We start from the raw sequence: 15,652 nt of genomic DNA on the forward strand, positions 1-15,652 counted from the left end.
ATGTAACGCCACGACATGACAAATACCCCGGCGGCGACGCCGTTCAGCGAGCTCGCGCTCGCACCGGCCACGCTCGCGAACCTGACCCGGCTCGGCTATGTCTCGATGACGCCGATCCAAGCCGCTAGCTTGCCGGTCGCCCTGGCCGGGCTAGATCTGATCGCTCAGGCGAAAACGGGCAGCGGCAAGACGGCGGCATTCGCGCTTGCGCTGCTCGCACGGCTGGATGCGCGCCGGTTCGACGTGCAAGCGATGGTGTTGTGCCCCACGCGCGAACTTGCCGATCAAGTCACGCAGGAGATTCGCCGCCTCGCCCGCGCCGAGGAAAACGTCAAGGTGCTGACGCTATGCGGCGGCACGCCGATGGCGCCGCAAACCGCGAGCCTCGGGCATGGCGCGCATATCGTCGTGGGTACGCCGGGGCGCATCATGGATCACCTGACGCGCGGCAACCTCGCGCTTGGCGCGCTCAATACGCTCGTGCTCGACGAAGCGGACCGGATGCTCGATATGGGTTTTTACGACGACATCGCCACGGTCGCGAGCCAATGCCCGAAGGAGCGCCAAACGTTGTTGTTTTCGGCGACCTACCCCGAGGGCATCGTCAAGCTGAGCCAGCGATTCTTGCGCAGCCCGAAAGAGGTGCGACTCGAGGAGCGCCACGACGACAGCAAGATTCGCCAACGCTTTTATGAGGTGACCGAAGACGAGCGGCTGCACGCGGTCGGCATGTTGCTCAATCACTACCGCCCGGTGAGTACGATTGGGTTTTGCAATACCAAGCAGCAATGCCGCGATTTGCTCGACGTATTGCGTGCGCAGGGTTTTCATGCGCTGGCGTTGCATGGCGAGCTCGATCAGCGTGACCGCGATCAGGTGTTGATCCAGTTCGCGAATCGTAGCTGTTCCGTTCTCGTCGCCACCGACGTGGCGGCGCGGGGGCTCGACTTCGCGCAGTTGGAGGCCGTCATCAACGTCGATGTCACGCCCGATCCCGAAGTGCATGTCCATCGAATCGGCCGGACGGGCCGCGCGGATCAAGACGGCTGGGCGCTGAGTCTGGCGAGCATGAACGAGATGGGGCGTGTGGGGGCGATCGAGCAAGCGCAAAAGCGCGACGTTGAATGGCACGCGCTCGCCGAGCTCACGGACGTGGGCAAGGAACCGCTGTTGCCGCCGATGGAAACGCTCCAGATTTTGGGCGGACGCAAAGAAAAAATTCGTCCCGGCGACGTTCTGGGCGCACTGACCGGCGAGGCGGGTTTCAGCGGCGCGCAGATCGGCAAAATCAATGTGACCGAGTATTCGACGTACGTTGCGGTCGAGCGCGGGATCGCGCGCGAAGTGTTGCGCAAACTCAATGCGGGCAAAATCAAAGGCAAGAAAGTCAAAGTGCGTTTGATGGACGAATGACGCGGTACGGGGCGCTCGGTGCCGTGGGCGACTGAGCGGGCGATTATCTTCTCCTTTTTCTTAGTCGAGTCCACTTCGATGATCCATCTCGATCGACAAATCGATACCGAACGCCTGATGCTGCGGCTGCCGAGCCGCGAGCATTTCGAGAGCAGCGCCGCGATGTGGTCGGATCCGGAGGTGACGCGCTTCATCGGCGGACGGCCCTTCACGCGCGAGGAAACATGGGCCCGGCTGCTGCGCTACATCGGTCATTGGCAACTGCTCGATTACGGCTATTGGGTCGTGCTCGAGCGTGAGAGCGGGCGCTATATCGGCGAAGTGGGGTTCGCCGACTATCACCACGATTTCGGTGCGCTTTCGAACGGGGCGCCCGAGGCCGGCTGGGCGCTTTTGCCGAGCGTGCACGGCAAGGGCTACGCGACTGAAGCGGTGCGCGCCGCGACCCGCTGGGCCGACCGCCGCTGGCCGAATAACCGAACGATTTGCCTGATCGATCCGGAGAACGCGCTGTCGCTGCGTGTCGCGGCTAAATGCGGCTACGTCCCGTTGCAACAGGTCACGCATCGCGGCATGGAATCGATGGTGTGCGAGCGGGTGGTCGGGTAGAACTCAGGGCGCGCTCAGGACGTATAGGCGCCGTGTCGATGCAACGCGCTCTCGGCTAGACCAAGCCGCTTGATCGCGTCCGGCCCTTCGAGCGAGAGCAACTGGGCGAGCAGCAACTCCGCAATCGCATTGGCGGCCAGCAGCGAGGGGAAGAAGGAAGGCGTTTCGTGCGAAAACAGCAGAACCTCGTCCGCGTTCAGTGTGATCGGGGAGACGACGCTGTCCGTCACTGCAATCAGTTTGGCGCCTTGATCGATTGCGGCCTGCGCGACGCGTACGGCTTCCGCGGAGTAAGGGGCAAAGCTCACGACGACGGTTGCGTGCTTGTTCTCGATCGCGCGCAGTTGCATTTCGAGCGTGCCCGCCTCGGCGGAAATAAGGCTGACCGATGATCGAAATAGCCTATACCCGTACATGAAGCCGAATGCGACCGGGAAGCACGACCGAAACCCTGCAACATGCACATGGGGCGACTTGCGCAGCAGCTTGGCGGCGCTGCCGACGGCTTGTGCGCTTTGACTGAACGTCAGTTCGAGGTTGTGCGTTTGAGCCGCCGTCAGCCGATGCGAAAGCGAGTCGCCCGAACTGCCTTTGATCAAGGTTTTAGCGCGAGACGTCAGGGGTTCCGGGCGTGTCCGGACGCGGCTCACGAAGACTTCGCGAAGTTCGCTCCAACCCGGATACCCAAGCTGTTGGGCGAGCCGGACGAGGGCCGCCGGCTGGACGTTCGCTCTTTCCGCGATCTTGCGCATGGACAGCACCGCGACCTCGTCGGGATTGTCGAGCAGGAACGCCGCTCCGGTCTGGAATTGCGGGCTCAAATACGGAAAGCGCTCGCGGATGAGCGTGGTGAGAGCGTCGAAATCGTGGGTCACGTCTGTCGTGTGCGCAAGCAGGGGAACGGTGAAAAGCAAGGACGCTGGCCGTAGGCGCGCCTTCGATATCCCCGCGGCGGCTTTCCGGGGCGCATCCCGCGCACATGTTACAACGATTGTTGCAATCGATGTCCGAAGACGTGGGCGACTTATCTTTGGTATCCGCTCCTCATGCCGTGAGGCGCGCGTCGCCGCTGCCCATGATGCGTGCCCCGAGCGTTAGCCACAGCACGCCGAGCGCGGATGGATGTTCGATGCCGGCAAAGCGGAACGCGTCGAGTACGCTCGGGTTCAGCACGAGCCCGCCGCCTCGGCTGTCGAGCTCGCTCGCCGAACGTTTATATACGATGACTTGCCAGCCGATTGCCCGCAACGCCGTTGCCGTGAACAGGCCGCCGAGCGAGCCGCCGATGACGGTGGCTCGGCCCGGTGTCTTGTGCTCTATGATTACTCTCCTTCGGCGTCCCCCGCGACCACCTTGCCGCGGAACAGGTGGTACTGATACAGGTTGTAGCCGATCATGACCGGAAAGATCAGGCCGATGCCGATCAACATGAACACGAGGGTGGCCGGGTCGGACGCCGCGTCCACCACCTTGAGCCGCCCGGGAATGAAGTACGGAAACAGGCTGATCGCGAGTCCGGCGAACGACACGAGAAATAGCAGCACCGACGCGCGGAACGGGCCGCTCGAGCCGCCCGTCAGCAGCGTGCCGATAATGCCCGCGAAGGCCAGCGCCGCGAGCGCCCCGAGCCCAAACAGCAAGTGCATGACAGGCGCGTGGGTCCATCGCTCCTGTCCGACAGCGCTATATAGCCAGGTGCCGATGGTGAGCAGCAAAGCGCTCGATGCGGTAAATATCGCGCTCAGTAATGCAATGCCGCGTGCCCAACGTTCGAGTGGCCCGTCGGTCTTCTTGATGTCCGGCCGGTCCCAAACTTCCGCGTCTTCGTCCTTCGGAACGAAAATTCGCGCTGCCTGACAGGAGTATTCCGTTCGACAGTTATGTTTGGCGCATCCACCCAACAGGTAAGAGATGCTATGAGCGATATTGCGAGAGTGCCGTCGCCAGGCGTGAGTGCATGGCACGGCACTTACGAGCCCACGGTGCAAACCGCCGCGAGCGAATCTGCGTCGACAAGGCCGCCCGCATCAGGCTTGCTCCAGCCGCTCAGTGCATTCGGTGGACACCCGAATCGTGCGGCTGCAGAGACGGGGAAAAGACGCATCCTCGGTCTTCCGTGGATGAAGGCATCGACCTCCACTGTCAATGCACAAACCCCGGGTATAACAGCCGGGGGATTGGGTTCGGAAGAAACGCAATCCGCGCAGCCCGGGAAGCCGCAGTCCATACCCGGGTCGTCGTCAGCCTTGAGTGGAAGCGGCTTACCGATGCGTAGGCCGGAGACAATAGTCCTCGGCGATAACGCCTATAGCATCGAGTACTCGCAAAGGTCCGGAGAAGCAGGTAGAAGTGTTCAGCTTAAAGCGACCTTGAAACACGGTGACGAAAGTATCCCCGTCAGAATCAAGGTTCTGGACAGGAGCAACGAGGCGCTGGCTTATCAGCAAATGCTCGGCAAAAATGACGCAATGGCAAAGTTCCTTCCCCACTGTTACGGCACCGTCGACAGTGCGGGAAATCCGCTGGAATTCACTCAGCCGGGTAAGATTGCTGCGCCGGCCTTTCTTGTCCTGCGCGACGAAGTTTCTGCTGTTGAGTCGGAGTCGTCGCGAGTCGTCAACAGAGGGGATTTACGCGTCAAGGATTTCAAGCTGTCGGATAAGGCTTTGAGAAGCGATCGGATCGAAAGGAAAATCAATGGTTTCCCGGAGAAGTCTCGGGCGTACTATGCAACCAAGGATGTACTGATGAATCTGTCACGCGGACCATTTGTGACGCATGAGGGCGGTCATCTCGACAAGATCCGTCAAATGGCCCGGACCAATCAGGCTGTCGATGGCATGTTCAATAGCGTGACGGACAAGAGTAAACTGCTTTCCGAGCTTAAGGTTTTGCGCGACGCCATGCAAAAGTCCGATTTCGCGTTTGTCGATTCCAGTCTCTTGTTCATACCTGTAGAAGATCGATCTGGAAATGTTTCTATTTCCATGAAATTTATTGATCCGGCTCACAGCTTTCATAAATCCGCGGCACATCCCGATTTTTCTCTCAAGAAGGATGCGGCTGTGAAATCTGTAGACTGGCTGATAGATCGGGCGCAAAAATCGATTCTGGAAGGGCTGGCGTCTTCGGCCAGCACATGACGAGCAAGAAATGAAAAAGGCCGGCTAAAAGCCGACCTTTTCAAATATGGTGCCCAGGAGAGGACTCGAACCTCCACGATGTTGCCACCGCTAGGACCTGAACCTAGTGCGTCTACCAATTCCGCCACCTGGGCAGGTGTGCGTCTTGCAACAAAGATCGCTACTATAAACGGCGTAGACTACGCTGTCAAGCGTTTTGCGCCACCTCTCTCCGGCAGGCCACTTCGTGCCCCATTTCGCCCCGCAGCCGGCAAGCACGCTGCGACAGGCGCAAGCGGACCCAGCGGCCGTCGCCAGGCCCCAAGCGGGTGTTAGAATGGCGCGCATTGCCGTGTCTTAACGTATCGAGCCAGAACAATCATCGACAAGCGCCCCTTGAGCAAATACCCGTACCCGATCCCCAGCCGTGAGGAAATCCTCGGCGTGCTGCGCACGAGCGAAACGCCGCTCGCCGCCAACGACATTGCCGAGACCCTGTCGATCAAGCGCCAGGAGCGCGAAGGATTCTTCAAGCGCCTAGGCGCCATGGAGCGCGACGGCCAGATTCGGCTCGATAAGCGCGGCTACTATCAGTTAGCCCATCCGTCCAATTTCGTCGCCGGCCGCGTGCAAGGCCATCGCGACGGCTACGGGTTCATCATCCGCGACGACGGCCAAGACGATCTGTTCCTGCCCAATGCGGAGATGCAAAAGGTCATGCACGGCGATCGCGTGCTCGCCCGCATCGTCGGCTACGATCGCCGCGGCCGCCCCGAAGGTCACATCGTCGAGGTGACCGAGCGCGCCAACAAGCGCGTCATCGGCCGCCTGCTCAACGAAAACGGCGCCCTCATCGTCGCGCCCGAAGACAAGCGGATCAATCACGACATCCTCGTCACGCAAAACACGAAGAAGGCCAAGGTCGGCCAAATCGTCGTCGTCGAGCTGACCGATTTCCCGAGCCGGCACTCGCAGCCGCTCGGCCGCGTCGTGGAGGTGCTCGGCGACATCGACGACCCGGGGATGGAAATCGAAATCGCCGTGCGCAAGTACGGCGTGCCGCACGAATTCAGCGACGCCGCGCTCGCGCAAGCCGCCGCACTGCCCGATGAGGTGCGCCCGGTCGATATCCGGCATCGCGTCGATCTGCGCGACGTGCCGCTCGTCACGATCGACGGCGAGGATGCCCGCGACTTCGACGATGCCGTCTATTGCGAGCCCACGAAGGTTGGACGCGGAGATGGCTTCCGCCTCATCGTCGCGATCGCCGACGTTTCGCACTACGTCAGGCCCGGCGGCGCGCTCGATACCGACGCGGTGGAGCGCAGCACGTCCGTGTACTTCCCGCGCCGCGTCATTCCGATGCTGCCGGAAAAGCTCTCGAACGGTCTGTGTTCGCTCAATCCCGAGGTCGATCGCTGCGTGCTCGTTTGCGACATGCTGATCACCGCGCGCGGTGAAATCAAGGCGTATCAGTTCTATCCGGGCGTGATGCACTCGGCCGCGCGGCTCACCTATACCGAGGTGGCCGCGGTCCTCTCGAACACGAAGGGCCCCGAAGCCGCGCGCCGCGCCGCGCTCGTGCCGCAACTGCAGAATTTGTACGGGGTGTTCAAGGCGCTGTTCGCCGCGCGTCAAAAACGCGGTGCGATCGATTTCGATACCACCGAAACCTATATCGTCTGCAACGCGCAAGGCAAGATCGAACAGATCCTGCCGCGCCAGCGCAACGATGCGCACAAGCTCATTGAAGAGTGCATGCTCGCGGCGAACGTCTGCGCGGCCGACTTCATGAAGCGCAACAAGCATCCCGGTCTGTATCGCATTCACGCGGGACCGACCGCCGAAAAGCTCGAGAACTTGCGCACGTTCTTGCGTGGCATGGGCCTCTCGCTCGGCGGCGGCGAGACGCCGCACGCGAGCGATTACGCGGCGCTGATGGCGCAAATCCGCGATCGGCCCGATGCGCAAATGCTGCAAACGATGCTGCTGCGGTCGATGCAGCAAGCGGTCTACAGCCCCGATAACATCGGCCACTTCGGTCTCGCCTACGATGCTTACGCGCACTTCACGAGCCCGATTCGACGTTATCCCGATCTGCTTACGCATCGGGCGATCTACGCGATTCTGTCCGGTACCAAATATCGCCCCGAGGCGCCGGACGGCGTCGTTCTGAATACGGCGCTCTCGCCGCGCGCCCGCGCGATGCAGCAGGCCGACGAGCAAACGCGTCCGCGCTCGCGCGAAAACACCGCGATCTGGGAGGAACTCGGTCTGCATTGCTCGGCCAACGAACGGCGCGCCGACGAAGCATCGCGCGACGTCGAAACGTGGCTCAAGTGCTACTTCATGCGCGACAAGCTGGGCGAGGAATACGGCGGCATGGTAAGCGGCGTGACCTCGTTCGGCATCTTCGTCCAACTCGATTCTCTGTTTATCGAGGGGCTCGTGCATGTGACCGAACTGGGCTCGGATTACTTCCAGTACGACGAGATCAAAAACGAGTTGCGCGGCGAACGCACGGGCATCCGCTATCGGTTGTCGGATCGTGTGCGCGTCCAAGTGAGCCGCGTCGATCTCGATGCGCGCAAGATCGACTTCCGGCTCGTGCGCGATACGCCCGCCAAGCCGGCATCGGCTCCGCGCGCCGCGGCGGTGCGCCCGGTCGGCGAGCCCGAGATGCCGGGGCGCGGCCCGCGCGTGCGAGCGCTGCCGCCGGCGGAAGGTGCGCACCGCAAGAAGGCCGCGCCGGGCAAGTCCGCCTCTGTCGTCGAAGCGCGTGCCGCGCGCACGCAAGCGGCGAGGAAGCGCGGCGCGGCAACGAAGGGCGCACCGAAGGCGCGCTCGCGAAAGAAGGGCTGATCGTTCAACCGATTTCACAGAGTTATGGCACGTCTTAAGGTTTTATACGGCTTTCATGCGGTGACCGCGCGCCTGCGGCACGATGCGTCGACGGTCGAGGAAGTGTTTTACGACGCCACGCGACGCGATCGCCGTATGCAAGAGTTCTTGCAAACGGCCAAGGAAGCCGGCGTGCGATTGATCGCAGCGGACGAAACGCGGCTATGGGGCCTCGCGCACACCGAGCGCCACCAAGGCGTCGTTGCCCGCGCAACCGATTTGCCGCTCGCGCAAAACCTCGCGGAATTGCTCGACGGCATCGAAGGGCCGGCTCTGCTGCTCGTGCTCGACGGCGTGACCGATCCGCACAATCTCGGCGCGTGTTTGCGCGTGGCCGACGGCGCCGGTGCGCATGCCGTGATCGCGCCGCGCGACAAGGCCGTGGGCCTGAACGCGACCGCGGCCAAAGTGGCCAGCGGGGCGGCCGATACCGTGCCCTATATCACCGTCACGAATTTGGCGCGCGCGCTGCGCGAGTTGCAGGACGCCGGCGTGTGGATCGTCGGTACGGCCGGCGATGCCCAAGCCACGCTCTACGAAACGAAGCTCGACGGTCCCGTCGCGATCGTCATGGGTGCGGAAGGCGAGGGTATGCGCCGCTTGACGCGCGATACCTGCGACGAAGTCATGCGCATCCCGATGGCGGGCACCGTCGAAAGCTTGAACGTCTCCGTGGCGAGCGGTGTGTGTCTGTTCGAAGCCGTGCGCCAACGCGCGATCAAGGGTTGAGCGAGCCGCCGGATCCATCGAGCGCCGCATGCGGCACGTAGTCGGCGATGCTGAAAAACCGGTAGTCGCTAAGTAGATCGAGGCCGGGAAACCCTTCGGGGTGAATCCGGCCGTACACGCCTGCGCGCGGGCTCAGACCCGCGAGACACATCGCCAGCATGTATTCGTTGAACGGCATCATGAATTGCCGCGAGACGAAGTGCATGCCCCAGTTGAACACCGCCGGCAGCAGTTCGGTGCGCATATAGCCGCCGTGCTCCGGCTCACCCGGCGGTTGCGTCAAATGCTCGGCCCATGGGCTATGCCCCTCGACCGCCAGGAAGCCGTGGCGGACGTACGGTGTCCAACGCCTGATCATCTCGATCAAATCGGCCGCAGCCACGTAGCCGGGCACAAGTCCTTGCGCATCGCTATGCGCCACGCGGAAGGCTGCCTTCAGTTGCGTCAGCGTCAGGGGCGCCGTGCCATGCGCGATATCCAACGTGGTGCCGAAATGCGCGCCGATCACCGCGCGCAGCCGGGCAGGATCGACGTCGCGTAGGCTGCGGCCCAGAATGGCGTCGGCCTCCTTGCGGCTGCGCACGGTCAATCGACGGTTATGCAGCAGAAACATGTTGGTGTGCAACAGATCCCGGAGGCGAGCGGGGCGCTCGAACCCGCTTGCGTCGCGCACGGTAAGGCCGCTCGCGGCTACCGCGGCGTCGTAGCCATCGGGATCCGAAATATCGGCGCCCAAGACGCGCACCGCTAGGCCGTCCGTTCCGGCCAGCTCCGCGAGTGTGTCGGTGGCGCGCGCACGTGCCGATTCGTTGTAGTCGGCTCCTACGACCAGTAGCGGAAAGTCGTCCAGATGCCGGCCGCGCAGTGTCGACCGGACCACATACTCGGCGATCCGCTTGAGCGCCGTGGCGTCGCCGCAGCCCATATCGGCAATGCCCGCGGGCTGATCTTCGAGCGGCGTTTCGTCGAATATCCGCCGAATGATCTTTCCGGTGATTTCCCGGCTTGCGGGTCCGGAGCCCGCGCCGCTCGATGCATGGACGTTCATGATGCGGTCGATATGGCCGTCGTCGTCGATGCCGAGCGGATCCGGGTCGCCGAACAACAATTCGTCCAGTACCGCATAGGAACGCAAATACGAGCTCGGCAGTCCCGCGTAAGGGGCGGCAATAGGGCGATAAACACGTCCGGCCTGCGTCAGCCGCACGCGTAGCCCGGTCCGGTCCAACTCCACCATTCCCGCGTGTTCCATTAAGCTCCATGCGGTCTCGAGCGTGTCCGCATCGGCTTGCGGCCAACCGCGCGGCAGTTCGACCCACTCGCCGCTCGCGCGCTCCCCGAATCGTTCGAGGATGCTCGGCGCCGCCTTGGCGCGGCGATTTCCCGCCTCTTCGTACAGCGGCAGATCGAGCGCGATCCACGTCGGACCGAGCAGTAAGCCGTCCATCGCCGTGCACATGCGTTCGCGCACTTGCCGGCCGAGTGCGTTCGACGGCTGCGGCAACGGCCACCCCGCGCGGCATAGACGCACCAGGCCGGCGTATTCATCGCTTTCCAATGGATTCACGCGCCGGCGATGAAACAGCGCGTGCAGGTGTTGGAGCATCGCAGTGGCATCTGCCAACCGTTTAAACAGCGCGGGGCTCGCCGCGACGTACTCGACGGCCGATGCGCCGGCGGCCGTCAGGCGGTATCGGGCGTCTTCGTCGCCGCCGTCGAGGGTCACCCAGCCCGCGAGCGCCAGCAGGTTGAATGCGCCCCAAAGCAAGCCGAGGTTCGGACGGGGATCCGCCTTGCGCCGCGTCGCGCACTCGCGCAATTCGCGGCTTTCGTTAAGCCTTAGCCCATCGAATGCCCCGGCGAGCACCAGCCGTGCAAGCGTTGGCACGAGGACTACGCCGTTGGCCCAATTGCAGCTTTTCGTATAGGCGATGACGCGCTGCGCGCTGTCTTCGTCGATCAAAAGACGCGCTTGCTCGCCGGCGGACTCGACTTCGATCGGTCCGGCCGTTCGGCGAATCGTGACGGCCAATTTGCCGGCCGGCGGCAGACCGAGACGTTGGCAACTCGCGTCGTCGAGCGAGTGCAGATATTGCTCGAGTTGTTTGTCGAGCGGGCGAGGTTCGAAGGCGAAGGGCGCGGACGTGTCCATCGTGGCGGTGTCGGTTCAATGAGTATGCTGTCCCGCAAGGGGGGCGTGGGTCGTCAGCTAGCTTGCTCGCGGCTCAACTGATCGGCGATATGCGCGCTGAGCGCGCCGATGGTCGGATGGTCCCAAACAGCCGAGGCGTCGAGGAGCGTGCCGAATTCGTCGCTGAACGCCATCGTCAACTCGATGGCAAGCAGCGAGTCGAGGCCGATGGCGGCAAACCGGGTTTCGGGCGACAGCGTGAGTTGGCGATCGCGTGTCCGCTTGGCGAGCCAGCTCAGCAACCACGCTTGAAGGCGCGCTTGCAGAGCCGGGTCGGTGCCGCCCGGCGCAGGAGCAGGGCGTTCGCGCGGCGAAAGGGGCATCTCGGCAACGGGTGGCGTCGCGGGCGCGTCGATCGCAGCGATTTCATCGCGCAACAGCGGATCGAGCGTACTGGTGGCCGCCGGCACGCTCTGTTCAATGGGGCCGATTTCGCGCGCCACGTTCGCCGCCCACTCGTTCAATGCGTCGACGCTGGCGAGCGCTCGCCGGCGATTGACTTGACGCTGCGCGGCCTCGATCGCGGTTTCGTAATGATGCTGAACCCAAGCCAGTATCTCCGGGTCGACTCGCCGATGCCGCGCCGCATGCTCGAGGACGCCCAACAGCAACGCCCATTGAGCCGTGGTACCGAGCCAATAGTGCAACCACTGTATCGCCTGCGTGGCGTCGCCGAAAGGCTCGCGGTTGCGCGCCGCGTCTCGCGCCAGTTCATCGGCGAGTTGCCGGAGTTCGGCGGCGAGCGAATGCGCGCCCAAGCGTGCTTCGAGAAAGCCGCTAAGATCGTCGCCGCCATTGAGCACGCGGTTGCCGAGATGCGAGAGCAATACTTCCGACGGCCCCTCGAATATGCGGGCGATCCGTGCGTCTCGATACATCTGCGGCACGTGGTTCGTTTCGATATAGCCTCGCCCGCCGAGCGCCTGCATCAACTCGTCGGTGGACTGCGATAGAAAATCCGAGCCGAGGACTTTGGCGACGAGCAGACCGTCGTCGGGCGCGGCGCGACCGGCGTCGAATTCCACCGCCAACGTGGACACGAGCGTATCGAGCGCGTCGATACGGTGACGCAAATCGCCGAGCCGCTGACGCGTGAGCGGATTGGCCAGCAACAGTCCCGTGCCGATCGAGCGGCGAGCGGCATAACGATGCATGAGTTGAGCGCAGCGCCGCATGCCGCCGACGGCGATCGCGCCGATGCCGAGCCGGGCCACGTTCATCGTTTCTTGCGCGACCGCCATCCCGGCGCCCGCCGCCCCGAGCCGCGCGGCATCGTCCACGCGGGCGTCGTACAAATGCAGCGTGTTTTGAATCATTCCGCGCAGGCCCATCGTCAGTTCCTCCGCGCCGATCGCCAGCCCCGGCGTGCCTTGACGTACGGCTAGCGCAACCATGCCGGCCCCGTCGGCCTGCTTCGCGAACACGTTGATGACACCAGCCCATGCCGATGACCCGCTCCAGCTTTTACGGCCGTTCACGAGCCAATGCGCTTGGTCGATGCGCCGTGCGGTGGACGCGATCGCATAGGGATTGGAACCCGCCGCGGGCTCCGTCAACGCGAACGCCGCCAGCATGCGCCCTCGCGCCAGCGGCTCCAGCAGCGCGGCGCGAAGCGAAGGTTGTCCGTGCCGGAGAATCGGCAGAACGCCCAATGCGTTGTTCAAGCCGACGAAGAAGGCAAGCGTGAGATCGATCGCGCCGAGCTGAGCCAGAACCCGAAACATCTGATCGTGAGAGAGTGCGAGGCCCCCGTGCGCTTTGTCTATCGGCATGCCGAACAAACCTTCATTGCCGAAATCGAGGACGATATGCGGAGGAACGGTACGGCGTTCGTCGATCGTGCGCGTGTCGATGCGCGTGCGGGCATAGTGCCGCAACCACTCGTTCAACTGTTCGACGGTATCGCGCTCGGCCGCTTCGCCCGAGGCGACGGAATGAGACGCGGGGGCAGTCATCGATGCGCCGCCGCTCTCGATGGAGGCGTTCTCGCCGGGGCGGCTGCTCCATTCGCCTTGTTGCGCGAGGATACTCAATTCGCTTTGTTGCAGACGCGCGCGGCATTCGCTGCGCCGTACTTTTCCGCTGGATGTCTTTGGAACATTGCCTGCCAATACGAGCACGATGGCGGCCGGCGCGATGTCGTGACGCCGCCAGACCGCCTCTTGGATCGCTTGCAGCGTGCCGTCGAGATCGCCCTTGCGCTGCGTGCGTTCGACCTCCGCCACGACGACGAGATGCTCGTTTGCATCGCGTTCCACGCTGAAGGCGGCGCAGCCGTTCGGGACGAGCGAGGAATGCGCGCTCGTGGCGGTGTACTCGATGTCCTCCGAATAATAGTTTCGTCCGGCGATGATGATCATGTCCTTCAAGCGGCCGGCGATATAGAGCTCGCCGCGATGAAAGAAGCCTAGGTCGCCCGTGCGTAGGAACTCGTCCGGCTCGATGCCTTCGATGCGGCATTGGAACGTGTCGGCCGTGCGCTCGCGCTGGCGCCAATAGCCGGCGGCGACGCTCGCGCCGGCCACGCATACCTCGCCGACCGCATCCTCCGGGCATTGTGCCCTCGTATGGGGGTCGCGCACGACCACGCGCTGTTCGCCGGCCGCCACGCCGACGCTGACGATCTCGCGCCGGTCGGTATGCGCCGTGATCGACGGCGGTACGCCGTCGAATTCGTCGCGAATCGCGACCTGTTGACGTTGCAGCATCGCGAGGTCCACCTGTACGGCATGCAGCGGCGCCCGCCGCGCGCGTCCGGTGACAAGCAAGGTACCTTCGGCCAAACCATAGCAAGGCGCGAAACTTTCGGCGTCGAAACCGGCCTTGCCGAAGCGCTGCGCGAAGTCCGTCAGCGTCCCGGCGCGCACCGGCTCGGCGCCGCTGAAGGTCGTGCGCAGGCTCGTTAGGTCGAGCGCGGCCAATTGTTCATCGGAGACGCGGCGGCAGCACATGCGGTAGGCGAAATCCGGCGCGCCGGTGACGGTGGCGCGATATTGGCCGATCGCGCCGAGCCATAAATGCGGGTGTTGGACGAACCGCTCCGGCGCCATTAACACCGCGCGGTAACCGCCGAACAGCGGAGCGAGAATGCCGCCGATCAGACCCATGTCGTGATAGGGCGGCAACCAGCTCACCATCGTGCTGTGCTCGCCGCTCTCGAACCATCGGTGGATCAAGCCCAGGTTATGCATGAGATTGGCGTGCGTAACCATCACGCCCTTGGGCTTGCCCGTCGTGCCGGACGTATATTGCAGAAACGCGATTTCCGCGGGCGGGACATCGGGCAATGCGGCGGTCTCGCGAATATCGCGCGCATCGCCGAGATTCAGCAACGGGATCGCGGGCGCGTCGATCTCGCGCAAGAGCTTGTCGCATCGCGCGAGATCGCCCGGCGTGCATACGATGGCGCGCGCACCGGCGTCCTCGACGATGGCCACGACCCGCGCGGCATGGTGGCGGTTACGCGGCGGATAGACGGGCACCGCAACCACGCCCGCGTAGAGGCAGCCGAGAAAGCCGTAGATGTAGTCGAGTCCCGGCTGGCACAGCAGCAGTACGCGCTCTGCGACGCCCACCCGGGCATCGCGCAGCAAGGTGGCGACGCGGCGCGCGGCGAGATCGAGACCGGCGAAATCGATCGAATCTCGATGTTCGTCTTCCGGCGGTCCGCTCAAGAACATATAGGCGGTCCGCTCGGGCCGCGTCGCGGCGTACGAGCGAAGCAATGCATTCAATGTCGCGGGTGACGTTGGCATGGTGGTGGCCGTGGCAGTGGGTTGGGACCGCTAATGACGACACGCATGGAACAAGCCGATCATTCTTTGCATGCTTTTGAGGTGCAGATCGGCGGGCACGACGGACGCGCTAGGTTGGCTATGGCGCTCGGTCCATTGGCGCGCTAGCGCGAGCGTCGCGTGCTCGTCCGCCCGCGTGCGTCGCGCTTCTTCCTCGAATTGGTCGAGCGCGGAGCGCGCCTGGCGCGCGGCATGCCTGGCCCATTCCCAAGCGAGGATGCCGTGATGGCCCAGCGCGATGCGGGCGGCGTGGCGCGCCTCGACGACGTCGAGCGAGTGCCGATAAGCGGCCAGGTCGTGAAATACAAGGGGCAACCAGCGCCCCGGTCCCTGATACTCGCCGAGCGCATCGGAGGCGAAGAGCAGGTCGAGCTGGGGGCAGTAGTAGCCGGATTGACAAACGCTGTGGCCGGGCAAGGCGATCGCGAGCAACTGCATGCCCGCGCCGATGTCGAGCACGTTGCCTGCTTTGATCGGATGCAGCGGGATGTCGGCGAGCGGGCAAAGCGCGCCGTCGAAGGGCGCAGCGAATGCACGGGAGGCCATCGCATCGAGCCTCACGATCGTGCGGCAGGCCGACTCGCTTTGCAGTGCATCGGCCGTGCCGGGCGAGCCGACGACGTGCAGCCAAGGCATGCGCGACTTGAGCGTCATCAAGAGCGAACAATGATCGTAGTGCGAGTGCGTGATCACCCAGTAACGCAAATGACGGATGCCGCCGAAGTCACTCATCAATGCATTGATCTGACGCCATACGAGTTCCGTCATCCCGCTCAATCCCCCCTCCACGAGCGTGGCGGCTTCGTCGTTGATGAGCACGTAAAGCGGCATATCGGCGCGACCCACGATCGCGATTTCGGGCGTCACCCAGCCCGGCGTTCCATACAGCATCG

10 protein-coding genes, 1 tRNA gene and 1 pseudogene are annotated in these 15,652 nt (G+C 63.6%); 5 read left to right on the plus strand and 7 right to left on the minus strand.

The genetic code is table 11. The features are described from left to right. Window positions 1–15 precede the first annotated feature (15 nt). On the plus strand, window positions 16–1,413 hold the full coding sequence (dbpA, locus tag DXT59_RS07530) for an ATP-dependent RNA helicase DbpA (RefSeq protein ID WP_116136295.1): 1,398 nt from the start codon (window positions 16–18) through the stop codon (window positions 1,411–1,413). Window positions 1,414–1,491: 78 nt separating this feature from the next. After that, a complete protein-coding gene (locus tag DXT59_RS07535; protein WP_116136296.1) occupies window positions 1,492–2,022 on the plus strand; it encodes a GNAT family N-acetyltransferase in 531 nt (176 codons plus the stop codon). A gap of 14 nt (window positions 2,023–2,036) precedes the next feature. Here the strand turns inward: DXT59_RS07535 and DXT59_RS07540 are convergent, their stop codons facing one another. The 3 genes and pseudogenes from DXT59_RS07540 to DXT59_RS07550 form a co-directional block, all read right to left on the minus strand. Beyond that, entirely contained in the window at window positions 2,037–2,897 is an 861-nt protein-coding gene (locus DXT59_RS07540; protein ID WP_116136388.1) for a MurR/RpiR family transcriptional regulator, read from the minus strand. A 229-nt stretch (window positions 2,898–3,126) separates the two neighbouring features. Further along, a pseudogene (locus DXT59_RS07545) lies at window positions 3,127–3,342 on the minus strand (FAD-dependent monooxygenase); the annotation flags it as partial. 2 nt (window positions 3,343–3,344) lie between these two features. Then, window positions 3,345–3,986, minus strand: a complete 642-nt coding sequence (locus tag DXT59_RS07550) for a cytochrome d ubiquinol oxidase subunit II (RefSeq protein ID WP_338065155.1) — start codon at window positions 3,984–3,986, stop codon at window positions 3,345–3,347. Here DXT59_RS07550 and DXT59_RS07555 point away from each other — a divergent pair. Then, window positions 3,939–5,165 carry an inositol polyphosphate kinase family protein gene (locus tag DXT59_RS07555; RefSeq protein WP_162877986.1) on the plus strand — a complete coding sequence of 409 codons (1,227 nt, stop codon included), beginning with the start codon at window positions 3,939–3,941 and terminating at the stop codon, window positions 5,163–5,165. The two genes, DXT59_RS07550 and DXT59_RS07555, sit on opposite strands and share 48 nt — an antisense overlap. Window positions 5,166–5,212: 47 nt before the next feature. Here DXT59_RS07555 and DXT59_RS07560 read toward each other — a convergent pair. Continuing rightward, window positions 5,213–5,299 (minus strand) — tRNA-Leu (locus DXT59_RS07560). Between the two features lie 241 nt (window positions 5,300–5,540). Between DXT59_RS07560 and rnr the strand changes: the two genes are divergently transcribed. Both rnr and rlmB read left to right on the plus strand, forming a co-directional pair. Next, window positions 5,541–8,006 carry a ribonuclease R gene (gene rnr, locus DXT59_RS07565; protein ID WP_116136299.1) on the plus strand — a complete coding sequence of 822 codons (2,466 nt, stop codon included), beginning with the start codon at window positions 5,541–5,543 and terminating at the stop codon, window positions 8,004–8,006. 24 nt (window positions 8,007–8,030) lie between these two features. After that, window positions 8,031–8,774, plus strand: a complete 744-nt coding sequence (gene rlmB / locus DXT59_RS07570; RefSeq protein WP_116136300.1) for a 23S rRNA (guanosine(2251)-2'-O)-methyltransferase RlmB — start codon at window positions 8,031–8,033, stop codon at window positions 8,772–8,774. Here rlmB and DXT59_RS07575 read toward each other — a convergent pair. From DXT59_RS07575 to DXT59_RS07585, 3 genes are read right to left on the minus strand one after another with little or no spacing between them, the layout of a single operon-like run. Next, complete coding sequence (locus DXT59_RS07575) at window positions 8,764–10,926, minus strand: AprA-related methyltransferase (protein WP_116136301.1); 2,163 nt, start codon at window positions 10,924–10,926, stop codon at window positions 8,764–8,766. The two genes, rlmB and DXT59_RS07575, sit on opposite strands and share 11 nt — an antisense overlap. 53 nt (window positions 10,927–10,979) lie before the next feature. Next, window positions 10,980–14,720 (minus strand): AMP-binding protein, encoded by a 3,741-nt coding sequence (locus tag DXT59_RS07580; RefSeq protein WP_116136302.1) that lies wholly within the window; start codon window positions 14,718–14,720, stop codon window positions 10,980–10,982. A gap of 30 nt (window positions 14,721–14,750) precedes the next feature. Next, window positions 14,751–15,650 carry an MBL fold metallo-hydrolase gene (locus tag DXT59_RS07585; protein WP_116136303.1) on the minus strand — a complete coding sequence of 300 codons (900 nt, stop codon included), beginning with the start codon at window positions 15,648–15,650 and terminating at the stop codon, window positions 14,751–14,753. Window positions 15,651–15,652: the final 2 nt, after the last annotated feature.

Source organism: Trinickia diaoshuihuensis (genome assembly GCF_003390925.1).
GTDB lineage: Bacteria > Pseudomonadota > Gammaproteobacteria > Burkholderiales > Burkholderiaceae > Trinickia > Trinickia diaoshuihuensis.

What these genes read in the sequence shown, in the direction of transcription:
- DXT59_RS07580 (WP_116136302.1), bottom strand. Translation starts at nt 14,720, where the DNA reads ATGCCAACGTCACCCGCGACATTGAATGCATTGCTTCGCTCGTACGCC.
- rlmB (WP_116136300.1), top strand. Translation starts at nt 8,031, where the DNA reads ATGGCACGTCTTAAGGTTTTATACGGCTTTCATGCGGTGACCGCGCGC.
- DXT59_RS07535 (WP_116136296.1), top strand. Translation starts at nt 1,492, where the DNA reads ATGATCCATCTCGATCGACAAATCGATACCGAACGCCTGATGCTGCGG.
- DXT59_RS07555 (WP_162877986.1), top strand. Translation starts at nt 3,939, where the DNA reads ATGAGCGATATTGCGAGAGTGCCGTCGCCAGGCGTGAGTGCATGGCAC.
- dbpA (WP_116136295.1), top strand. Translation starts at nt 16, where the DNA reads ATGACAAATACCCCGGCGGCGACGCCGTTCAGCGAGCTCGCGCTCGCA.
- DXT59_RS07575 (WP_116136301.1), bottom strand. Translation starts at nt 10,926, where the DNA reads ATGGACACGTCCGCGCCCTTCGCCTTCGAACCTCGCCCGCTCGACAAA.
- DXT59_RS07585 (WP_116136303.1), bottom strand. Translation starts at nt 15,650, where the DNA reads ATGCTGTATGGAACGCCGGGCTGGGTGACGCCCGAAATCGCGATCGTG.